Here is a 20,211-nt window from a genome sequence, read left to right as displayed (position 1 = left end):
TCTTGAAAAATAAGCATAGCAGAGTCGTCATTAAAAAATTCAATTTATTCATGAAGATAAAGATTTTAAAAAGTTGGCACGGATCCTGATATAGGTTTATCGCCGCAGCTGAAAAATTTCCTGCGGATTTGACCGGTAATCATTTGGCCGGAAACCAAACAGAATCAAAGAGGAATTTCGATTATGGGTATTTTTTCTCGCTTCGCTGACATCATTAACGCCAACATCAACACGCTGCTGGATAAAGCTGAAGATCCGCAAAAACTGGTTCGTCTGATGATTCAGGAAATGGAAGACACACTGGTTGAGTTACGTTCGACCTCTGCCCGTGCGCTGGCAGAAAAGAAACAGCTGATCCGCCGCATCGATCAGGGCGAGTCTCAGCAGGCCGAATGGCAGGACAAAGCCGAGCTGGCGCTGCGTAAAGGAAAAGACGATCTGGCGCGTGCTGCGCTGATTGAAAAACAGAAACTCTCCGATCTGGTCATTGTGCTGAAAAACGAAGTGACCGTCGTGGAAGAAACGCTGGATCGCATGAAGTCAGAAATTGGCGAGCTGGAAAGCAAACTGACCGAAACCCGTGCCCGTCAGCAGGTGCTGACTCTGCGCCATCAGGCCGCGTCATCTTCCCGGGACGTTCGCCGTCAGCTGGACAGCGGTAAAATTGATGAAGCGATGGCGCGTTTTGAGCAGTTTGAACGCCGCATCGATCACATGGAAGCCGAGGCTGAAACGGTCGGTATTGGCAAAAAGAAATCACTGGATCAGGAATTCGCCGAACTGAAAGCCGACGATGAAATCAGCGCACAGATCGCTGCCCTGAAAGCTAAAATGAACGGTAGCCAGGACGCATAATTGCGCATTGCACCGTTGATGAACCTGCCTGCGGGCGGGTTCACATTGCAGGACAAACGCCTTAACCGGCACAAAAAAGACTCATAAGGAGAGACAATGAGCTTCCTGTTTTTAGCTATTCCGCTGACCATTTTCGTTTTATTCGTGGCGCCCGTGTGGTTGTGGCTTCACTACAGCAATCGCCAGCAAAATGGCACTCAGCTCAGTCAGCATGAGATGCAAAATCTCTCCAGCCTGACGCAAGATGCGCAGCGCATGCGTGAACGTATTCAGGCGCTGGAAGAAATTCTGGATTCCGAACATCCGGGCTGGAGGCAATCATAATGACGAGCCGAATGTCAGAACGAAAACTCTACCGCGTACCGGAAGAGGGCGTGATAAAAGGCGTCCTTGCCGGTCTGGCGCACTACCTGGGCGTACCGGTAAAACTGCTGCGGATCATGGCGGTGCTGTCGATTTTCTTCGGCCTGTTTATGTTCACCGTGGTGGCTTACATCATTCTCAGTTACGTGCTGGATCCGGTACCCGCCAGTGAGTTCGACGGTGAAGCGGCACCCTCGCCACGGACGTTGCTGCAGGAGGCCGATCGTGAGCTGAAAGCCAGCGAACAGCGCTTGCGTCAGGTTGAACGCTACGTCACCTCGGAAACCTTCGGCGTACGCAGCCGTTTCCGTCAGCTGTAAATAACGCTTCTGGCCGCCGGACGTCGCGCCGGTTGCCACCTCCTTTTCACGTCCCCGCTTAAGGAATCTTTATGACCCGTTATCTGCATTCCTCGCTGCCGGGTAAAAGCAGCCTGTTAAAGAAAATTTTCGGCGTGATCGTGACGCTGGCGCTGACTTTTGGCCCTGCCGGGCTGGCGGCGCGCGTGCTGGGCGTGGTAGCAAAAGGACCCGTTCGTTACGTTTTAGCACTATTATTAGAACCGTTATTCAAACGTATTTTGACCGCGCTGTTTGGGCGCTACGCCAGGGAGAGCAATGAAAAGACTACAAAACGAGTTTAATTCACTGATCAATCGCGGCATGGACAGGCATCTGCGGCTGGCCGTCACCGGTTTAAGCCGCAGCGGAAAAACCGCATTTATTACCGCCTTCGTTAACCAGCTTTTACACATGCACAGTGGCGCACGTTTACCGCTGTTTTCGGCTGCCCGCGAGGAGCGACTGCTGGGCGTGAAACGCGTACCCCAGCGTGATCTGGGCGTCTCGCGCTTCGCCTATGATGAAGGGCTGGCGTCGCTTTTCGGCACGCCGCCTGCATGGCCAACGCCAACCCGTGGCGTCAGCGAAATCCGCCTCGCACTGCGTTACCGCTCCAACGACTCCCTGCTGCGTCACTTCAAAGATACCTCCACGTTATATCTGGAAATTGTCGATTATCCCGGCGAATGGCTGCTGGATTTACCGATGATCGAGCAACAGTATCTCGACTGGTCACGCCAGATGGCGGGGCTGTTACAGGGCGATCGCGCAGAATGGGCGAAGCCGTGGCTGACGCTGTGCGAACAATGCGATCCGCTGGCGCCGGCGGATGAAAATCTGCTGGGCGCGATTGCACAGGCGTATACCGACTATCTGGTGCGCTGCAAAACCGAAGGTTTGCACTTTATCCAGCCGGGGCGTTTTGTTCTGCCGGGCGATATGGCCGGTGCGCCCGCACTGCAATTTTTCCCGTGGCCTGAACTGAACCGCTATACCGACGCGCAACTGGCGCAGGCAGATAAAAACAGCAATCTCGGCATGCTGCGCGCGCGGTTCGACTACTACTGTCAGCACATCGTGAAAGGCTTCTATAAAGATCACTTTGTGAAATTTGACCGCCAGATTGTGCTGGTCGATTGCCTGCAACCGCTCAACAGCGGGCCGCAGGCGTTCAATGACATGCGCCTCGCGCTGACTCAGCTGATGCAAAGTTTCCACTACGGTAAACGCACGCTGTTCCGCCGCCTGTTTAATCCCTGCATCGACAAACTGATGTTCGCCGCCACCAAAGCCGATCACATCACCGGCGATCAGCACGCCAATCTGGTGTCGTTGTTACAGCAACTGGTGCAGGAAGCGTGGCAGAACGCGGCGTTCGAAGGCATCAGCATGGATTGCGCCGGACTGGCTTCTGTTCAGGCGACGGAAACCGGCCTGGTGGAATATCAGGGGCAAAGTTTGCCTGCGCTGAAAGGTCACCGTTTGCAGGACGGCGCGCCGCTGACCGTTTTCCCCGGCGAAGTGCCGGCGCGCCTGCCGGGGCACGCGTTCTGGCAAAAACAAGGTTTCCATTTTGACGAGTTTCGTCCGCGCGAAATGAGCGTGGATCAGCCGTTGCCGCACATTCGTCTGGATGCGGTGATGGAGTTTTTACTGGGAGATAAAATGCGATGAGCGAACCTTTAAAACCGCGTATCGATTTTGAAACGGAATTAAAAGCCCCGGCCGAACCGGTGATCAAACCGGCGCTGGCATTTGACGAATTCGCTTCAGAGCGCTTCATTCCGGTCACCACCGAAACGGATGAACAACAGGAAGAGGGCGAGGCCGAAGCGGTACTCAGCCGCGCACTCAAACCGCGCCGCAGCGTGTGGAGTAAACTGGTGCGTCTGGGCGTGGCGGTGCTGGGGATCAGCGTGGTGGCGCAGGGCGTTCAATGGGTACATCAGGCCTGGATCCAACAGGACTGGGTGGCACTCGGTGCCTGCACGGCAGGCGGGCTGATTATCCTCGCGGGTGTCGGCTCAATCGCCACCGAATGGCGGCGCTTATACCGCCTGCGGCAGCGTGCCGACGAGCGCGATAAGGCACGTGAGTTAATGCACAGTCACGGACTGGGGCAGGGGCGGGCTTTCTGCGAAAAACTGGCGGCGCAGGCGGGGCTCGATAACAGTCATCCGGCATTACAACGCTGGCAGGCGTCGCTGCATGAAACCCAGAATGACCGTGAAGTGGTCGAGCTTTACGCGCGGTTAGTTCAGCCGGTGCTCGATGCGCAGGCGCGACGCGAAATCAGCCATTCAGCGGCGGAATCGGCGCTGATGATTGCCGTCAGCCCGCTGGCGCTGGTGGATATGGCGTTTATCGCCTGGCGCAACCTGCGTCTGGTCAACCGCATCGCTGTGCTGTACGGCATCGAACTGGGTTATTACAGCCGCATCCGTTTATTCCGTCTGGTGCTGCTGAATATGGCCTTCGCCGGGGCGTCCGAACTGGTGCGCGAAGTGGGGATGGACTGGATGTCGCAGGACCTGGCGGCGCGCCTGTCTGCCCGTGCGGCGCAAGGTATCGGTGCCGGATTGCTGACCGCGCGTCTGGGCATAAAAACCATGGAACTCTGCCGCCCGCTGCCGTGGCTGGAAGGGGATAAACCAAAACTCGGCGATTTCCGCCGTGAGCTCATCGGCAAGCTGAAAAACAGCATGGTGAAGAGCGATAAAACCAGGGCGGGTGTCTGACGTTTATTTGTCATAAGTAAATCAGTAAATCTGCGACAAAAAAAAGCCCCCAAATTAATGGGGGCTGGTATAACTCTGATTAACCTTTAAAGACTGTAAACTAGGTTGTCAGATAGTTCTGTGCTTTAGCAAGACCGTCGGAAATTTGTGAATACGCTTTGTTCACCGCATTACCGGTATCACTTACCGCGTCCTGACCAAAGTTTGACAAGCGGTCGGCCACTTTATTCACATCTTCCGACCAACCCGCACCATTAACCATTTCAATATCACGTTCTGTTAATTGTTTCATCTTAGGTCATCCTCTTATCTGTTAAAGCCAGTCCCCGATATTCCGGGGGCGATGAAAACATTGAGTAATGCTATGGAGATAATTTCTACGCAATGTCTTCACAGGGAATAAGCCTAGAGCACCCGGAGAAGAATTTGACTAGGAATAATCTCCTAAGTGGGTGTTTAAGTTTAACTTATTGTTTTTAATGTAAATTAATACTTAAGTTTATCTGATTTATTCATTTGGCGTATAAAAAATAACCGGGTGACTGAGAGATATTATTTTTACTACAGAAAGTAAATTAATATTACCGCGTGACTGTCTCCATACGGAAATACCGGCCAGCGATGTTTCAGAGTAATCGCGGTGGCAGGAGGTTTTCTGGCTGCTATCTTTCAAAGATTCTGTTTTTACAGCCTGTTTTTCCGGAACAAAAAATATGCTCTTTCGCAAAGAGGTCAATGAACATCAGCAAAATCACTGGACGGGTAAAGCGTTATTACTCGCCGGCTGGCCCCTATGGATTGTGACATCACTGACCGCTGTTTTTCTTATTTCCTTACTCATATTCCTAATCTTCACAAATTACACCCGACGGATAAATGTCAGTGGTGAAATTATCACCCAGCCGCACAGCATTAACTTATTCAGCCCCGAGCAGGGCGTGATCACTGAACTGTATGTCGATACCGGTAAACCGGTTAAAAAAGGTCAGCCGCTGTATGAAATTGACGTCAGCCGGGTGACGCAGGCGGGCAACGTCAGCACCACCACGCTCGCCGCGATTAAAAAACAGCGCGAGCAAATTGATGCCATCGTCGCGCAACTTCAACGCAATAAGCAGGAAACGCTGCAAAACCTGCAACAGCAGTTAGCGCAATATGAGAAAGCCCATCAGGTTTCACAAAGCATGGTGGATTCCGCGCAGGAAGGACTGGATGCGATGAAGAAAAGCATGCAGAACTACGGTGCGTATCAGAAGAAGGGGCTTATCAATACCGATCAGCTGAATAATCAGCGCTATCTGTTTTATCAGCAACAAACGTCATTCCAGAGCCTGAACACCCAGGCGATTCAGGAAGCGTTGCAAATCACCAATCTGCGCAGCGAACTGGTGACGCGCGCCGCCGAGTTCGATAACCAGATTTCGCAGTACGGCTATCAGCGTAATGATCTTGAACGTCAGCTGGCGCAGGCCGATGCCAGAGGTTCGTTGCTGATCACGGCGCCAACCTCCGGCAAAATCTCCTCGCTGAGCGTCACGCCTGGCCAGATGGTCAATGCCGGGGACAGCCTCGCGCAGCTGGTACCTGCCAGCAATTCCCCGTTCTTTCTCGTTGCCTGGTTGCCCAATGAAAGCGTGCCTTACGTGAAAGCGGGCGAGCACATCAATATTCGTTATGAAGCCTATCCGTTTGAAAAATATGGCCAGTTCCCCGGCAAGGTGGAATCGATTTCCTCTGCGCCGGTTTCGGAGCAGGAACTGAATTCCTACGCCAGCGCGCCGCGAAACGCCAGCGGCACGGTCAGCGGGCCGTATTACAAAGTGATTGTGTCACTGGATAAAAAAGCGATGGACTGGCACGGCGAGACGCTGAATTTATCCAGCGGCATGAAAGCCGAATCGACATTATTCCTGGAGAAAAGGCCGCTATATCAGTGGATGTTGTCTCCGTATTACAGCATGAAGAAAAGCGTGGTGGGGCCGATCAATGAATCTCGATAATGTACGGGAGCTGGCTGACCGCCTGCACTTTAGCTGGCGCCAGCGTGTGCCGCAGATTATCCAGACTGAAGCCGCCGAGTGCGGGCTGGCGAGTCTGGCGATGGTGTTTGGTTATCACGGTAAACACGTTGATCTACAGAGTCTGCGCCAGCGCCACGGCATTTCGTCACGCGGTGCGACGCTGCGCACGCTGATGGATATCGCGGCGGCGAATGAGATGAAATCCCGCGCACTGAAGCTGGACATCGACGAACTTAACGCGCTGAAAACGCCCTGTATTTTACACTGGGATCTCAACCATTTTGTGGTGCTGGTCGGCGTTAAACAGGGCAAGGTGATTATTCACGATCCCGCGTTTGGCCGCCGTTCACTGGGGCTGCGCGAAGTTTCCGAGCATTTCACCGGCGTGGCGCTCGAGCTGTGGCCGGACAATGGTTTTACCTCTGAAAAACCGCGTGTGCGTCTCAATCTGCGCAAAATGATGGGTAACGTCAGCGGGCTTATTCCGGCGCTGACCAAAATCTTCTGCCTGTCGCTGATGATTGAATCCGTCAATCTGTTGCTGCCGGTGGGGATGCAGCTGGTGATGGACCACGTGATCCCGGCGAAAGACCCGGATTTACTGACGCTGATTTGCCTCGGCCTGCTGTTCTTTATCATTTTCCGCACCGGCGTCAGCATGCTGCGCGCCTGGACCTCGCTGGTGATGAGTACGCTGATTGACGTGCAGTGGAAAGCGCGGCTGTTCGATCATCTGATGAAACTGCCGCTCGACTATTTTGAGAAGCGCAAACTCGGCGACATTCAGTCTCGCTTTACCTCGCTCGACACGCTGCGTACCACGCTGACCACCAACGTGGTGAACAGTATTATCGACGGCATTATGTCGGTGGGGCTGATAGTGATGATGGTGTTGTACGGCGGCTGGCTGATTTGGGTGATCCTCGGCTTCACGGCGGTGTACGTCGTTTTCCGTCTGGCAACGTACAACGCGTATCGTCAGGTTTCGGAGGAACAAATCGTCAAAGGCGCGCGCGCCGGTTCGCACTTTATGGAAACGCTCTACGGCATCAGCACGCTGAAAGCGCTCGGTTTATCGAAAGCGCGCGCCAATTTCTGGCTGAATCTGAACATTGATAACGCCAATGCGACGGTGCGTAAAACCAAGTTTGAAATGATGTTTACCGGCGGTAATACGCTGATCGCCACGCTGGATCAGGTGGCGCTGCTGTGGCTGGGCGCCACGCAAGTGATCGACGGCCACATGACGCTCGGCATGTTTGTGGCGTTCAACACCTATCGCGGGCAGTTTTCAGAACGAGCGGCCAATCTGCTGAATCTGATGTTACAGCTGAAAATGCTGTCGCTGCACCGTGACCGCATCGCGGATATCGCGCTGACCGACACCGAAAAATCGCTGCCGGAACGTGAGTTGTTGCGGGCGGGCGAGGCGGCGTCGCTGGATGTGCGCGATCTGGTGTTTCAGTACGATGGCCTGACCGCGCCGCTGATTAACGGGCTGAATCTGTCGGTGGCAGCGGGGGAGAGTGTGGCGATCACCGGGCCGTCCGGGCAGGGCAAAACCACGCTGATGAAAATCATGACCGGTTTACTGACGCCAACCGAAGGCCGCATTCTGATCAACGGCATGGACATCACCACCGCCGGTCTGAACAATTACCGCAGCTGCATCGCCTGTGTGTTACAGGATGATACGCTGTTCGCCGGATCCATCGCCGAGAACATCGCCAGTTTTGACGAGCAGAAAGACGACGCGCGCATCATCGATTGCGCCCGCCGTTGCAATATCCATGATGATATTGAACGCATGCCGATGGGCTATGAAACGCTGATAAGCGAACTGGGCGGCAGCCTGTCCGGCGGTCAGAAACAGCGCGTGCTGATCGCACGTGCGCTTTACCGCCGTCCGGCTATTCTGTTCCTTGATGAGGCCACCAGCCATCTGGATCTGGACAACGAAATGCACATTAATCAGGCCATCAGCGAACTGGATATCACGCGAATATTTATCGCGCACCGGCCTTCGACCATTGCCTCTGCCGATCGCGAAATCAGGCTGGGTTAGTGTGCGTCAGGCGATCCCTTATCCGGGATCGCCTTGCCAAAAATGCGGCCTCTGTTACATCTCCTCACGGAAAGTTCATCATTTGTTTAAAAGTTATTATAAAATGCGGGCTTCATCGTCTGACGGCGCTGCCATGCCTCCTGCCGTCTGAACTGTCTGCGCTCCTGTTTTTAAAAATTTCAGCGCAACAGATTAATTTTTAGGAGTTTTCATGTCGAATCAGTTCCCGAGCTCACGCCTTCGCCGCCTGAGACAGTCCGAATCCCTGCGTACACTTTTTCAGGAAACTGAATTTAGCGTCAACGATTTGGTGCTGCCGATTTTCGTAGAGGAAGAGTCTTCTGAATACGTACCTATCGAAGCCATGCCCGGTGTGCAACGTATCCCCGAATCCCGTCTGGCGTTTGAAATTGAACGTTATGCCCGCGCCGGTATCCGCTCCGTCATGACCTTCGGGATTTCGCATCATATGGATGCCACCGGCAGCGATACCTGGAACGAAAACGGTCTGGTTGCCCGTATGGCGCGCATCTGCAAAGACACCGTGCCTGAAATGATTGTCATGTCTGACACCTGCTTCTGCGAATACACTTCGCACGGCCACTGTGGCGTCCTGCACGATCACGGCGTAGATAACGATGCGACGCTGAAAAACCTCGGCAGACAAGCCGTGGTGGCCGCCGCCGCTGGCGCAGATTTCATCGCGCCTTCCGCTGCACAGGATGGTCAGGTGCAGGCTATCCGCAGCGCTCTGGACGAAGCTGGCTTCATCGACACCTCGATCATGGCGTACTCCACCAAATTCGCGTCTTCGCTCTACGGACCTTTCCGAGAAGCGGGCGGCAGCGTGCTGAAAGGCAACCGCAAACAATATCAGATGAACCCGATGAACCGCCGCGAAGCGGTGCGCGAATCCCTGCTCGATGAACAGGAAGGCGCCGACGCGCTGATGGTGAAACCTGCCGGTGCCTATCTCGATATTATCCGCGACATCCGCGAAGCCTCCCGTCTGCCACTGGCGGCGTATCAGGTCAGCGGCGAATACGCGATGATCAAATTCGCGGCGCAGGCCGGTGCCATCGACGAGCGTGCCGTGGTGCGTGAAAGCCTGGGTGCGATCAAACGTGCAGGCGCAGACATTATCCTGACGTATTTCGCCATGGATATTGCCGAAAACGGGTTGTAATTTCTGCACATGCTGCAAACGAAAACCGGGCAAAAGCCCGGTTTTTTTATGTCAGCGCAGCGGAATGATGTTCACGAAGAAGCGTCTGCCTCCTGCTTGCAGCGTTCGTTCGCGCTAAACGAACGTGATGAACAACATGGTGTCTCAATCAACCTGCATCAGTTCAGAGGATGAAATTGATATGTGTTCATGTAGAGGCGGTGGGTAACGTTACCGGCATCTGCCAGTGGAATAAAGCCAGCACCTTCATAGAAGCTGAATGCTGACTGAGGCGCGTTAGTATTGATAAAATCAAACCAGCGCTCAGAACCTTCCAGTATTGTTTTGAGCAGAGTGATACCAGCCCGCATTCTTCTCCACTCGATTCCTACATAGAGATGACGGAGTCGTCCGGCCCGGACTGAAGGCATGTAAGGATCTTGGTTTAATCCGCATACGGCAATCAGTAATCCGTCAGCGTAAAAACCTAACAAATTCTCACCGGGTTTATCAAAGCGGTTCTGCCCGTTGAGCCAGTTTTCTTCAAGTCTGCGTAGCATGTTAAATCCAGCAGCCATGCTCTCCTCTTTTAACGCCAAAAAACCGTTGTTGTCCGGAGTGATTTTCGCGATAAGAATATTCATGCGTCTCTCTTTGTATTCAGCGCGGATAATCCAGACACTCTCAGGTCCTGTTCTTTACAAACTGGACGTCCGTGGATCTTTTGTGTCTGCATACTGGCGGCTTTGTATCAGAAGCCCTGGTTACGTTTAAATCATTTTAGCGAAGCGCCATAAAATGATTAAAGTAATAAGCGCGACTGTCAGAATTTAACGAGGAGGAACGCCATGTTGCTGGAAAAGCTTACATCGCTCGAATGCACCCTTCAGGGTGCCAAAAGGAACGATCGGAAATGGCTTGAACAGATACTTCACCCTGAGTTCACGGAAATCACACGATCAGGTGTAAGGGTGAATCGGCAGGAGACGATAGATTCTCTTACCGCCGAACAAGGTGCCCCGGCTATTCTCAGCAGCGACTTCCGGCTCATCAGCATCAGGGATGATTTTGCCATATTGTATTACCGGACAATTCATCCGGAGGGTACCAGGGCTTCCCTTCGTACTTCATGTTGGGAGTGTTCTGATAGCAGGCATTGGAGGCTGGTTTTTCATCAGGGAACCCCAGAGCCTGGAAGCCTGGAATAGGGAAAGATGGAGGGCTGCTTCTTGCCAGATGCAGACGTTGGCTTGAAGCGTCATTTTCTGTGATGCTCGCCAAGAGTAGCGGAGCTATAAAAAAACACTCTAGTCGGTATAATCTCTTTCATGTTTTTCTTTTCGGTATCTAACACCATGAGCATGTCAGCATTACAACCGCAGATAGTTAAAGCAATGAAACCAAAACATGGAAAGGATTGGATGTTAGTCCGGGGAGACACGGTTTTCATCCGCTTTTTAGCTCAAAATGATGATGGTAATTCTTTTGAAGTGCAGACACCAACGAGGCCCGAAGAGAGAATTCGGATAGGGGGTGGTTTGACTATCGGATACAAGCTGCCAGTAAACCAGAAGCTCCTTTTTTTGGTCGCTGAGACCTTAGCCCAAGAAAATCATCATCAACCTGAGAATAAAGTAGACCGCTTTCAGAATAATTGCATCTCCATGTTTTCCATTACTATAGATCACGGCAAAACAATACAAGATGAGGTTAACGAGGAATGGGTCACTCGCTTCTTTGAGCTCTTCGATGCTCATGGGATTTCGACGAATATTGTCGAACGTGGCATGGTCGATATTTATTCTGACCTATGTGTTGAGGATGGCGAAGACGTTTATCTGAGTGATGGTATGTACATGCGCCCGAACGGGACAATTTACGAACGTTGATAATGTAGGTGCGAAAGCATAAATCAATTCCCGGTTGATAGCCGGGATATCACTTAACCATATCCGAAAATTAGTCCAAGTAGCCCCACTTCATCAGGCGACTTTTCGTATTCATGACCACTCTATGATTTAGTTCGCCGCCACGCTCTGGACTTATTTCCTCTGCTTTCAGACGATCTGCTATCTCCTTCTCTCTTCATACATAGACAAAAGTCCGTTCCTCGCTCATTGCTGCCTTTATGGCTTTTACTGCTACACGTGAGAGTTATAAGCGGATTTGCTAACTAAATGGTAGGCTTTACACCCCAAATCTCACTTTCAGCCCATGCTGTTTTCCAGCACTCCCATGAATTGCCAGTGGCCGGGTCGTCATACTTTTCTTCAATTTTGAGTAAGTCGAAGCCTATAGTATCAGCCCAAATTTCAAATCGCTCTTCGCAAGTATTCATAATTAATCACTCACTGCTAGTCAGGTTTTATATAGCGTCTGGAAGATTTCATATAGAACAATAACTTGATCCCAACTGATTGACACACGGCATTGTTAGCAATATCCATGAGGAGTCAATTTCGAACGTCTGCTGGTCGCTCAATGCAGCCTGTCATGCTTGGTTATAAAACAGGCTTAACGTAGGATATTTTCCCTTTTCTAAGCGGACTCCTATGAATAGGGTTCTAAGTTTGAACCCCCAGTATTTCTACCGACTCTATGCTTCAGCCGTAGCGACTGCGTAAAGCACATCGACTAACTTCACCGCGTCCACATTATCCCAACTCCAATAGGAGGGTAGTTGATGATGTTCGTGGCTGTCAGGTGCGCCTAAAACATCGCTGACAATTGTCTGATGATCTAAAGATGCCGTTACGCGTACACCCTTTTCCATTTGCATAAAGCAGGTTAACCCTTTCAGATCATCACGTCTGATATTTTTCTTATGCTGATGTACTTCCTGTTTTGTAACGCTTATGTGCATGGCTTCTGTTCTCCAGTAGATAGGATTCCGTTTGTTACTAAACAATTTAGACGCCAAAGGGCTAAGCGAAGTTGTACCAACCGTTAGCACTTACAATAAGAAGCGCCTGATCTACCAGCACATTTAATGCAGGTCGATAGTCTTCCCATTCAGCATTTCCGCTCAGAACGTAGAAATCCCAAAAATTAAAGAGGAATACTTGCTCTTGGGGGAATCCGGACTGACAGAATGGCTCTAAATCGCCATTTTGGATTGATTGCCATATATCATTGCTAATACTCATAGTTAACCTCAATGTTTTTTATTAATATAATATTTATGGCTGAAGGCATCAAACTTGCTACTGCCTAATGACTCCAATCACAACGACAACGATTTGACTTAAAACCCCGTTTAAGACAGCGTGAAATCATCATCAAAAGCAGTGATATTAGTGAGTACTTTCTCCACCTGGTTGATATACATGATGCCTTCTCTTAGTTAGGTGGGTTGTGGGATGCCAGATTCAAACCAAAAGCAATCTTGATAGGTTCGTCCGAGCCAGTAGCCCCCACCACACTCTTTAGCACGCTGAAAGGATACATATTGGCTTGGATGCATTATTTCGAGAAAATATCCTCTATATACAATCTGATAGGTTAAATTTTTACCGCCCATAAGAGCCACCACCCACAATAGATCTGTAAATATATACAGTATAAATAAATGTTGTGTATCGTCAACGTTCAAGGGGTTTTTTCCGGCTGGCAGTTGAGCTAATTAATCTGTTTAAGCCTTAATTTCACTATGGAATTAAATTAAATCATCAACATAGCTCATTATTGATCGTACAAGATTAATGGCGAACTTTGCATCAGCTTCATTGAGTAACATAGCTCCCGGATGCGCCAAACTATTGTGGTTACGCAGTTCATTTATTGTTTTCAGAATAGATATCGCTGACCTCAGCATATGAAAAACATCAATGTTTCTTTCTGAATCTTGTGTTGTTTTTAAATGAGTATTTATTAAGCTTAACAACCCTTGTATAGTTTCATCGCCTTTAACATCTATATTATTATTAGAACATATTTGCTTAAGAGTACCGTGCAAAGCGGTGTGCATTCGGTCATAAGCATGCTGTGGACCTTGCTGTTCAATTAAAATTTCTGCATCTTCAAGCGCTTTGTATATGTTTTCATTGGTATTTTTTTTGGGTGATGAAGACACTCTTTTATGTGAGTCATCTTTAATGATGGACTCTATTTCATAATATAAATTCTCATCTTTTATTTTTATGTTGCGCTGGACACGATCCATCTCCCATATATTTAAAATATTTCCTGAGTCTTTGTCTAAAACACTATTAATGGCCTCTATGCAAACACCTTTAATCTCAGGATTATTCCAGTGTACATGTCTCCAAAAATTATTAATCCCTTCTGGAACATCCTTGCAATTACATAGAAGAAAAAGCTCAACCCAATCACCTTCATTGAAATTATCACTTAGAATTTTCGCCAGTTTTATTCTTGACCCAATGTCCAGTATTTTGGCACTCATACAAAATTCCTTATAGTTTATTAGTGATAAAATCTTGTTCTTTAAACGTTTTTACAAAATCTTTATAGCGTTCTATCATCAAGCCGGACGTTTCTCGCATATTACTCTGATGCTGACGATATTTTTTTTCGCTCTCCTCACCTTTGTTCCTCCAGTCATAAGGTAAATCTAACCTGTGCGGTTCTTTTTCAATATGATCAACAGAAAGAAAGCCTAAATAACTATTAACAAATGATTCAACCGAATCAATAAACGCATTTTTCGAATCATTAACAGAGGCATTAAAGAGGCGATATTTTTCATCCTTATACTTTTCAGCACCCTCCAAATTTTGGGAAAACTTTAACAACATTCCGACAAGATAACTTAGATCAGCCTGCTCAATTGTTTCTTCATAAGGAAGTAATATCAGTATTTCTTCTATGATTTTTAAATCATGGTCATGCTTTATTTTTAAAAGTAATGCGTTTTCATCCACACTATCATAATTATTATTCGTAATATTGTTCACATCGCGTCCAGCCAGGCTTAACGCCCCCTGAACATGTTTTGCTGTTTGTTTTATTTTTGTATTCCTGGTTTTATCATTGAGAGCTGGTGTTGCACGATAATAACCATAAATAGTCAGAGCAACCCCTGCAATACCAAGAATCCAGCCCTGATACGTAGCCCAATCAGTACCTACGTGTGTGTTAAGCCACTGAAGCATATTAATTTTCCTATTTATTTTGATGCTCTGCATCATACCAGAGTTTATTTTGCACATTCAGTTAATTCTTTACAATTATTACCACCATTCTGTGAATGGTGCTTGACGCCCCGTAATGTAAAACCACGCTTAGGTAATGGGAGCACAGCGATTAGTATCTGGTAACGGCAAGCTTTGTTTAAGGGGGCAGTTTGGAGATCGGAAATTATTGTACGCTAAGCCTGTTATGTGAACAGGCTACGTTGTCGCAGTAGGGTGTACTCCCGCGCTATACAGCGTTTTCAGGGGATTTGGCCTTAATCGGATAGCCTAAATGCGATAAAACTAGAGCGATAACATAAAAGCGATAGCCACTGACGCTAAATCAATCCATTACGTATCTGGTTTGCTTAAATAATGTGCTTAACGTACAAAAATTTCCGATCTCCAAACTGACCCCAGTAGAGCATTATCAATGGCGATGACTGTTCTGAACATCCGCTCCTCGCTCAAAGCAGCCCTTGGCTTTGCCTCTGGCTGCTTCGTGCCCATGCAGCCCTTGCAAAAACAGGCGTAAATAAGTCAACGGGGAGCGGAAGGTGAGTGTTTGTCAGCCCGGTTTATTCCCATGGGTATAAATATCAGGCCGGGTAATGGTCCATGCATAGTTTTCGCGATTTACGGGCTCATACCCAAGCTTTTCATAAAGCCAGGGAGCTGTTGTTGTGAACAACATTATTCTGCGTAGCTTTTCAAACACAGGGTGAAGGTGTATGCATTCCATCACCCATCTTCCAAGCCCTTCTCCCTGATACTCTTCAAGCACATAGACATCGCAAAGGTAGGCGAATGTCGCATAGTCCGTTATCAGACGAGCGAAACCTATCTGGATTTCATTATGATAAACGCCAAAGTTAAGGCTGTTTTCTATTGATGCAGAGACAATATCCAGATCAATACCTTTAGCCCAGCTAGACCTGGTCAGATACCGGTGTATAGCCGCTACATCCAATTTTTCTGTGTCTGTGCTTACCAGGTACATATCCTTTTGCCATTCATGTTTCTCTGAAATGCTCACTTTCATTCCTGCCCGGAAGATTTAGGGAAATCTCACCTTATCATCCGATGGAAAAATTGTACTGCCTGAATCGATCGGGGCAGGGCATCCATTAACGTCACTTCCACATGATTAAACAGATGACGACTACGTTTATCTTTCGTAAGGTAAATGCCGATTCAAAGATTCAAAGGGGCGTAATGATGGGAAGATTTCACGGTAAACGTGTACTTATCACGGGTGGCACCAGCGGTATTGGGCTGGCAGGCGCGCTGCGAATTGTGAAAGAGGGGGACAGGTTGCCATCACGGGGCTGAGTGATGAACGTCTGGCCCAAACCCGCACGCTGTTGCCGGACACCGCGCTGATCCTGAAAAGTGATGCGGCAAGTGAGGCGGATATTGATGCGCTCGCCACCGCAGTCAGCGGCTGGGGGCGGCTCGACGGATTGTGGCTGAATGCGGGTTACGCAGAAATTGATTCACCGGAATCCGTTACGGCCGACGCCTTTAACCGCATGATGAATGCCAATGTTCGCGGGCCGATGTTGCAGCTTGCATCACTTTCCAACATGTTGAACCCAGGTGCATCCGTGTTGGTCACCGCATCGTCTTCGGTCTATGAAGGTGCGCCCATGACGAGCTTATATGCTGCAACCAAAGGCGCCGTGGTTGCCATGGTAAAAAGCTGGGCCGCCTCACTGGCCGCGCGCGACATTCGCGCCAACACGCTGATGCCAGGACCTGTCGAGACGAATTTCAGGCACTTCATGTCCGAAGAGTCGCGGCAAAAGTTTGAAGATTTTGTGGTAAGCCAGGTGCCTCTCAGGCGAGCCGGTACCGCTGATGAAGCTGCGGCCGTCGCACTTTTTCTGCTCTCAGATGATGCGTCCTACGTAACCGGAAGCCAGTATGCGGTGGACGGCGGGCTGGTTCACTATTGATGTGAAAAAGCAATTTAAATCATTATCTTACTAAATCAGTTGGTCATCGATTCATTTACCCGTTTTGGGTAGGTGGATCATGCTGACGCGGCAGACAGCGGCTGCGAACGACAGGGTGATCGGCTGTTACTAAGAAGGTTATAAGATGTTTTTGCCAGAGTTGAGTGTTAAGCAAACCCTATGTCAAACGTCATTTCAACAATGAGTCGTCCGCTGTTTATTTCTCTGGACGGGCCCAAGGGCGTCGGCAAAACCACACTGCTGGAGGCCATGACGAAAGTGCTCAGGGCAGATAACAAGAAGGTGATCCGACTTAGCGAGAAAAAAAGCGATCCTTACAGGGGGGAAACAATGGCCCTCGTGAACAGGCTCGCCAGACACCCCTCCCTGGAATTGGAACGGGAAGTGTGTGAGCGCTTTGCTGATAGCCGTGCCTGGATTTCCGAGCATGTGCTGCCTAAACAGCCACCGGACAGCATTATTTTAATGGATCGCTGGTACCCGTCGGAAGCCGCGTTTCGCCGGAAGGTTCCATTTGCAGAAATCTTACAGCTTAATATTGAACGAAACGTGCGTACGCCAGACCTGCATATCGGGGTGGTTACTGCGCCTGACATTTCATGGGCCAGAGCCGCGGCCAGAACGCGTGGGCTAAGCAGTACTGTCATTCATAAACTGGAAGAGCATGTCGCTTGTAGCAGGGCGTTCGAGCGAGAAGTTGCGGCTCAGGGTTGGGTGTTATGCCGTAATGAAGGAATTATCGAAGACGCAACGGCGCAGGTTATTTCTGAGATCTACAGAGTGCTTAAATGCCCGGCAGGCATCGGTTTTGCGGGCTGAGCTTCTGCCGCATGTCGCCTGTTATTACAGCAACTTATTCCGTCACCCTCTGTTCGACTTTGCACATATTCTCTGAGGAGCCCGACATGACCACCTTTCATCAACTCACCGCCACCAGTCTGGGTGGACAGCTCATTTCTATGGCCGACTATGCGGGTAAGCTGGTTCTGGTGGTGAATACCGCCAGCCATTGTGGCTTCACGCCGCAGTACGCAGGCCTTGAATCGCTCTACAAGAAGTACGCTGCCCAGGGGCTGGTGGTGCTTGGTTTCCCCTGTAACCAGTTTGGTAATCAGGAACCCGGCGGTGCCGACGACATCGCGCAGACCTGCCACATCAACTATGGTGTGAGCTTCCCGATATTCGAAAAAGTGGAGGTCAACGGCCCGGCTACGCACCCGGTGTTTCGTTACCTGAAAGACGAATTACCCGGTGTGCTGGGTGGGCGGATCAAGTGGAACTTCACTAAGTTCCTGATCGGGCGCGACGGCAAACCCCTCAGGCGTTTTGCACCGATCACTACGCCGGAGAAAATGGAAGCCGTCATTGTTGCTGCACTTTAAATCTAGGCGTTCGTGTAATTCCAATCGTCCACATTCAGAGAGCTTCTGACAAACTGATTATATCCGGATGCGGTTAACAACCGCTTTCGCCCTAAGCTGCCCCGCACCAGTGCTTTCGGACTCACCTTAAATAGAATGCGGATGACTAAAATAGGCATGAACGCGGTATTATAACTTCCAGAGTAAAATATAAAGTAAGTGATGTTAAGGAAACTATGATGAAGAGAGATGCATTATACAGCTACGCACGAGAACACTTTAAATCTGAACCGGAATATCTCTGGAGCAACCTGCCGGGCTCCGCAGTACTCAGGCATCACGACGGAAAGAAATGGTTCGGTATCGTGATGAATGTATCTGGCACTAAGCTGGGTCTATAGACGGAAGATCAGGTCGATGTGCTAGAAGTGAAAGTCAGACCGGAGCACATCGGCTCATTGCGTAAAAAAGAGGGTATCTTTCCTGCTTACCACATGAACAAAGAGCACTGGATAAGCATACTTCTTTCCAGTCCGCTATCTTCCAAAGAAATATACGAGCTGCTTGAAGATAGCCATGATCTAACAGCCTGATAAAATATATCAGGAAGGGTTCAATGAAAAAGCTGGGCTCACACCCAAAAATATATACACCAAAGAATCTTCACAAAGTTATGACCACTATGATTAGTTGGATATAAAAGCGCATATGTCTTCTGCGAGAGCTAACCTTCAGCTTTTCGCTCACAGCGGACCATTCATATCAGTATGTCTGCTTCGTGCCAGAAGCGGACATTGCTCATGGTCAGTTATACCAACCAACGAAGATCAGGTCTGTTGCATTGAAGAATTTATGTCTACATAGAAACGCCTGAATACGTATTTCCCCCCTTATCAAACTCAGCGATGATCCTTTCTCCGGAAAATCATCCGGGCAACAACGCATAAAAGTTACGTTTCGCTATTTAACTTTGTGAATTTCATCTGCAATGTGTCTAAGGGTATTCCATGCAAAATAAAAGCACTCTGCTTTTACTGGCGCTGTCTGTGGCTGTTTTCGGGGTAATCACCACCGAAATTGCCATCATCGGCTTACTGCCAAAACTGGTTTCTCAGCTCCACGTCACGCCCACCCAGGTCGGTTTTCTGGTCAGCATCTATGCCATTATCGTGGCCGTTACCGGGCCTTTTATCACGCTGATGCTGTCTGGCTTTAACAAGAAAACGGTTCTGCTGAGCATTCTTGTCGTCTTTATTGTGTCGAACCTGATTTATGCCACCACTGACGTGTTCAACCTGATGTTGGTGTTTCGCATTCTGCCTGCGCTGGCTCATGCCGTCTTCTTTGCCGTTGCGCTGGTTGTGGCCGCTAATTCCGTACCGAAAGAAAAAGCCGCAGGCGCTGCAGCAAAAGTGTTTGCCGGAGTGGCCATTGGGCTGGTGCTGGGTGTCCCCCTCAGCTCTCTGATTGCCGAGCATTTCTCTTTATCCGCAGCGTTTTACTTTGGTGCTGCAGCGTGCGTGCTGGCCTTCCTGGGCGTCCTGTTCCTGATGCCATCAATGCCGACCCTGCATAAGGTTTCCTTTGCCAGCCAGCTTTCCGTTCTGCGGAACGGTAAGCTGTGGCTGACCATCTCAACGGTAACGTTAATTTTCGCCGCAATGTTTTCCAGCTTTAGCTATGTTGCAGATTATCTTTCACGCGTTACTCACCTGAATAACAATTACATCAGCGCCATGCTAATCCTCTTTGGTGTCTGTGGTTTTGCTGGCAACTTCGTGTTCAGCAGTTTCCTGCAAAAGAACGTAGTTAAAACCACTCTGGTTTACCCGCTGCTGTTCACCTTGCTTTTGCTTTTGGTATGGTTCTTTGGCTTTTCACCGTTGGTGATGTGCCTGCTGACCGTGTTCTGGGGCGCATTCCACTCATCCGGCCTGGTGGTCAGTCAGACCTGGCTGATGCGTGAAGCCAGCGAAGCGCCCGAGTTTGCCAACAGCCTTTATATGTCGTTCTCCAATCTGGGAATTACCCTCGGTTCACTGACGGGTGGATGGTTTATCGCCCGCCTGGGGACGCACTCGGTGGTACTGAGCAGCGTGATCTTCACTCTGCTGGCATTTGTCAGCATTCTGATTAAACACCGCTCTGATACTAAATCAGTACCGGTTCAGGAAGAGATGGCCTGAAA

At 49.6% G+C, this 20,211-nt stretch carries 21 protein-coding genes and 2 pseudogenes; 16 read left to right on the top strand and 7 right to left on the bottom strand.

The features are described from left to right. Positions 1 to 183: 183 nt before the first annotated feature. From pspA to ACO0U8_RS02140, 6 genes are all read left to right on the top strand, one after another. Positions 184 to 855, top strand: a complete 672-nt coding sequence (pspA, locus tag ACO0U8_RS02165) for a phage shock protein PspA (RefSeq protein ID WP_421670195.1) — start codon at positions 184 to 186, stop codon at positions 853 to 855. 96 nt (positions 856 to 951) lie between these two features. Then, positions 952 to 1,179, top strand: a complete 228-nt coding sequence (pspB, locus tag ACO0U8_RS02160) for an envelope stress response membrane protein PspB (protein ID WP_056773709.1) — start codon at positions 952 to 954, stop codon at positions 1,177 to 1,179. Beyond that, a complete protein-coding gene (gene pspC, locus ACO0U8_RS02155) occupies positions 1,179 to 1,538 on the top strand; it encodes an envelope stress response membrane protein PspC (protein WP_136377376.1) in 360 nt (119 codons plus the stop codon). The genes pspB and pspC overlap by 1 nt, the downstream gene beginning before the upstream one ends. A gap of 71 nt (positions 1,539 to 1,609) precedes the next feature. Then, positions 1,610 to 1,861 (top strand): phage shock protein PspD, encoded by a 252-nt coding sequence (locus ACO0U8_RS02150; RefSeq protein WP_056773717.1) that lies wholly within the window; start codon positions 1,610 to 1,612, stop codon positions 1,859 to 1,861. Then, the gene (locus ACO0U8_RS02145; protein WP_421670194.1) at positions 1,836 to 3,233 is read left to right on the top strand and encodes a YcjX family protein; all 1,398 of its coding nucleotides are present in this window, start codon (positions 1,836 to 1,838) and stop codon (positions 3,231 to 3,233) included. Before ACO0U8_RS02150 ends, ACO0U8_RS02145 begins: the two co-directional genes overlap by 26 nt. After that, entirely contained in the window at positions 3,230 to 4,297 is a 1,068-nt protein-coding gene (locus tag ACO0U8_RS02140; protein WP_122095569.1) for a YcjF family protein, read from the top strand. The genes ACO0U8_RS02145 and ACO0U8_RS02140 overlap by 4 nt, the downstream gene beginning before the upstream one ends. A 100-nt stretch (positions 4,298 to 4,397) precedes the next feature. On the opposite strand, the gene ACO0U8_RS02135 is transcribed toward ACO0U8_RS02140, so the two are convergent. Beyond that, the gene (locus ACO0U8_RS02135) at positions 4,398 to 4,589 is read right to left on the bottom strand and encodes a hypothetical protein (RefSeq protein WP_056781007.1); all 192 of its coding nucleotides are present in this window, start codon (positions 4,587 to 4,589) and stop codon (positions 4,398 to 4,400) included. Between the two features lie 421 nt (positions 4,590 to 5,010). Between ACO0U8_RS02135 and ACO0U8_RS02130 the strand changes: the two genes are divergently transcribed. From ACO0U8_RS02130 to hemB, 3 genes are all read left to right on the top strand, one after another. Beyond that, a complete protein-coding gene (locus ACO0U8_RS02130; protein ID WP_421670193.1) occupies positions 5,011 to 6,297 on the top strand; it encodes an HlyD family secretion protein in 1,287 nt (428 codons plus the stop codon). Next, on the top strand, positions 6,284 to 8,383 hold the full coding sequence (locus tag ACO0U8_RS02125; RefSeq protein WP_421670192.1) for a peptidase domain-containing ABC transporter: 2,100 nt from the start codon (positions 6,284 to 6,286) through the stop codon (positions 8,381 to 8,383). The genes ACO0U8_RS02130 and ACO0U8_RS02125 overlap by 14 nt, the downstream gene beginning before the upstream one ends. A 211-nt stretch (positions 8,384 to 8,594) precedes the next feature. Next, positions 8,595 to 9,569: a porphobilinogen synthase gene (gene hemB / locus ACO0U8_RS02120; protein ID WP_056780997.1), complete on the top strand. Its 975-nt coding sequence runs from the start codon at positions 8,595 to 8,597 to the stop codon at positions 9,567 to 9,569. Between the two features lie 158 nt (positions 9,570 to 9,727). Here the strand turns inward: hemB and ACO0U8_RS02115 are convergent, their stop codons facing one another. After that, on the bottom strand, positions 9,728 to 10,192 hold the full coding sequence (locus tag ACO0U8_RS02115; protein WP_421670191.1) for a GNAT family N-acetyltransferase: 465 nt from the start codon (positions 10,190 to 10,192) through the stop codon (positions 9,728 to 9,730). Between the two features lie 204 nt (positions 10,193 to 10,396). Between ACO0U8_RS02115 and ACO0U8_RS02110 the strand changes: the two genes are divergently transcribed. Then, positions 10,397 to 10,756, top strand: coding sequence for a DUF4440 domain-containing protein (locus ACO0U8_RS02110; RefSeq protein WP_421670190.1), 360 nt, complete (start codon positions 10,397 to 10,399; stop codon positions 10,754 to 10,756). Between the two features lie 147 nt (positions 10,757 to 10,903). Continuing rightward, positions 10,904 to 11,437, top strand: a complete 534-nt coding sequence (locus ACO0U8_RS02105; RefSeq protein WP_421670189.1) for a hypothetical protein — start codon at positions 10,904 to 10,906, stop codon at positions 11,435 to 11,437. Between the two features lie 707 nt (positions 11,438 to 12,144). Here ACO0U8_RS02105 and ACO0U8_RS02100 read toward each other — a convergent pair. The 5 genes from ACO0U8_RS02100 to ACO0U8_RS02080 form a co-directional block, all read right to left on the bottom strand. Continuing rightward, a complete protein-coding gene (locus ACO0U8_RS02100) occupies positions 12,145 to 12,411 on the bottom strand; it encodes a hypothetical protein (RefSeq protein ID WP_421670188.1) in 267 nt (88 codons plus the stop codon). A 61-nt stretch (positions 12,412 to 12,472) separates the two neighbouring features. Then, positions 12,473 to 12,694, bottom strand: a complete 222-nt coding sequence (locus ACO0U8_RS02095) for a hypothetical protein (RefSeq protein WP_421670187.1) — start codon at positions 12,692 to 12,694, stop codon at positions 12,473 to 12,475. Positions 12,695 to 13,203: 509 nt separating this feature from the next. Continuing rightward, entirely contained in the window at positions 13,204 to 13,953 is a 750-nt protein-coding gene (locus ACO0U8_RS02090; protein WP_421670186.1) for an abortive infection family protein, read from the bottom strand. Between the two features lie 10 nt (positions 13,954 to 13,963). Beyond that, positions 13,964 to 14,662: a hypothetical protein gene (locus ACO0U8_RS02085; RefSeq protein ID WP_421670185.1), complete on the bottom strand. Its 699-nt coding sequence runs from the start codon at positions 14,660 to 14,662 to the stop codon at positions 13,964 to 13,966. A gap of 589 nt (positions 14,663 to 15,251) precedes the next feature. Next, on the bottom strand, positions 15,252 to 15,725 hold the full coding sequence (locus tag ACO0U8_RS02080; RefSeq protein WP_421670184.1) for a GNAT family N-acetyltransferase: 474 nt from the start codon (positions 15,723 to 15,725) through the stop codon (positions 15,252 to 15,254). 176 nt (positions 15,726 to 15,901) lie between these two features. On the opposite strand from ACO0U8_RS02080, the pseudogene ACO0U8_RS02075 reads away from it, so the two are divergent. The 5 genes and pseudogenes from ACO0U8_RS02075 to ACO0U8_RS02055 all read left to right on the top strand — a co-directional run bounded on the left by ACO0U8_RS02075 (position 15,902) and on the right by ACO0U8_RS02055 (position 20,209). Beyond that, a pseudogene (locus tag ACO0U8_RS02075) lies at positions 15,902 to 16,641 on the top strand (SDR family oxidoreductase). 201 nt (positions 16,642 to 16,842) lie between these two features. Then, entirely contained in the window at positions 16,843 to 17,481 is a 639-nt protein-coding gene (locus tag ACO0U8_RS02070) for a dTMP kinase (protein WP_421670663.1), read from the top strand. 86 nt (positions 17,482 to 17,567) lie between these two features. Further along, the gene (locus tag ACO0U8_RS02065; RefSeq protein WP_421670183.1) at positions 17,568 to 18,044 is read left to right on the top strand and encodes a glutathione peroxidase; all 477 of its coding nucleotides are present in this window, start codon (positions 17,568 to 17,570) and stop codon (positions 18,042 to 18,044) included. 218 nt (positions 18,045 to 18,262) lie between these two features. Then, positions 18,263 to 18,616 (top strand): annotated as a pseudogene (locus ACO0U8_RS02060) (MmcQ/YjbR family DNA-binding protein). 414 nt (positions 18,617 to 19,030) lie between these two features. Continuing rightward, positions 19,031 to 20,209 (top strand): MFS transporter, encoded by a 1,179-nt coding sequence (locus ACO0U8_RS02055; protein WP_119824549.1) that lies wholly within the window; start codon positions 19,031 to 19,033, stop codon positions 20,207 to 20,209. The last annotated feature ends 2 nt before the right edge of the window (positions 20,210 to 20,211 follow it).

The sequence above is a fragment of the Rahnella sp. EDr1-12 genome (genome assembly GCF_049206505.1).
In the GTDB taxonomy this organism is placed as follows: Bacteria; Pseudomonadota; Gammaproteobacteria; order Enterobacterales; family Enterobacteriaceae; genus Rahnella; species Rahnella rivi.
Note: the sequence above shows the minus strand (reverse complement) of the source record. Positions and strands in the feature narration are given on the sequence as shown.

What these genes read in the sequence shown, in the direction of transcription:
- pspA (WP_421670195.1), top strand. Translation starts at nt 184, where the DNA reads ATGGGTATTTTTTCTCGCTTCGCTGACATCATTAACGCCAACATCAAC.
- pspB (WP_056773709.1), top strand. Translation starts at nt 952, where the DNA reads ATGAGCTTCCTGTTTTTAGCTATTCCGCTGACCATTTTCGTTTTATTC.
- pspC (WP_136377376.1), top strand. Translation starts at nt 1,179, where the DNA reads ATGACGAGCCGAATGTCAGAACGAAAACTCTACCGCGTACCGGAAGAG.
- ACO0U8_RS02150 (WP_056773717.1), top strand. Translation starts at nt 1,610, where the DNA reads ATGACCCGTTATCTGCATTCCTCGCTGCCGGGTAAAAGCAGCCTGTTA.
- ACO0U8_RS02145 (WP_421670194.1), top strand. Translation starts at nt 1,836, where the DNA reads ATGAAAAGACTACAAAACGAGTTTAATTCACTGATCAATCGCGGCATG.
- ACO0U8_RS02140 (WP_122095569.1), top strand. Translation starts at nt 3,230, where the DNA reads ATGAGCGAACCTTTAAAACCGCGTATCGATTTTGAAACGGAATTAAAA.
- ACO0U8_RS02135 (WP_056781007.1), bottom strand. Translation starts at nt 4,589, where the DNA reads ATGAAACAATTAACAGAACGTGATATTGAAATGGTTAATGGTGCGGGT.
- ACO0U8_RS02130 (WP_421670193.1), top strand. Translation starts at nt 5,011, where the DNA reads ATGCTCTTTCGCAAAGAGGTCAATGAACATCAGCAAAATCACTGGACG.
- ACO0U8_RS02125 (WP_421670192.1), top strand. Translation starts at nt 6,284, where the DNA reads ATGAATCTCGATAATGTACGGGAGCTGGCTGACCGCCTGCACTTTAGC.
- hemB (WP_056780997.1), top strand. Translation starts at nt 8,595, where the DNA reads ATGTCGAATCAGTTCCCGAGCTCACGCCTTCGCCGCCTGAGACAGTCC.
- ACO0U8_RS02115 (WP_421670191.1), bottom strand. Translation starts at nt 10,192, where the DNA reads ATGAATATTCTTATCGCGAAAATCACTCCGGACAACAACGGTTTTTTG.
- ACO0U8_RS02110 (WP_421670190.1), top strand. Translation starts at nt 10,397, where the DNA reads ATGTTGCTGGAAAAGCTTACATCGCTCGAATGCACCCTTCAGGGTGCC.
- ACO0U8_RS02105 (WP_421670189.1), top strand. Translation starts at nt 10,904, where the DNA reads ATGAGCATGTCAGCATTACAACCGCAGATAGTTAAAGCAATGAAACCA.
- ACO0U8_RS02100 (WP_421670188.1), bottom strand. Translation starts at nt 12,411, where the DNA reads ATGCACATAAGCGTTACAAAACAGGAAGTACATCAGCATAAGAAAAAT.
- ACO0U8_RS02095 (WP_421670187.1), bottom strand. Translation starts at nt 12,694, where the DNA reads ATGAGTATTAGCAATGATATATGGCAATCAATCCAAAATGGCGATTTA.
- ACO0U8_RS02090 (WP_421670186.1), bottom strand. Translation starts at nt 13,953, where the DNA reads ATGAGTGCCAAAATACTGGACATTGGGTCAAGAATAAAACTGGCGAAA.
- ACO0U8_RS02085 (WP_421670185.1), bottom strand. Translation starts at nt 14,662, where the DNA reads ATGCTTCAGTGGCTTAACACACACGTAGGTACTGATTGGGCTACGTAT.
- ACO0U8_RS02080 (WP_421670184.1), bottom strand. Translation starts at nt 15,725, where the DNA reads ATGAAAGTGAGCATTTCAGAGAAACATGAATGGCAAAAGGATATGTAC.
- ACO0U8_RS02070 (WP_421670663.1), top strand. Translation starts at nt 16,843, where the DNA reads ATGAGTCGTCCGCTGTTTATTTCTCTGGACGGGCCCAAGGGCGTCGGC.
- ACO0U8_RS02065 (WP_421670183.1), top strand. Translation starts at nt 17,568, where the DNA reads ATGACCACCTTTCATCAACTCACCGCCACCAGTCTGGGTGGACAGCTC.
- ACO0U8_RS02055 (WP_119824549.1), top strand. Translation starts at nt 19,031, where the DNA reads ATGCAAAATAAAAGCACTCTGCTTTTACTGGCGCTGTCTGTGGCTGTT.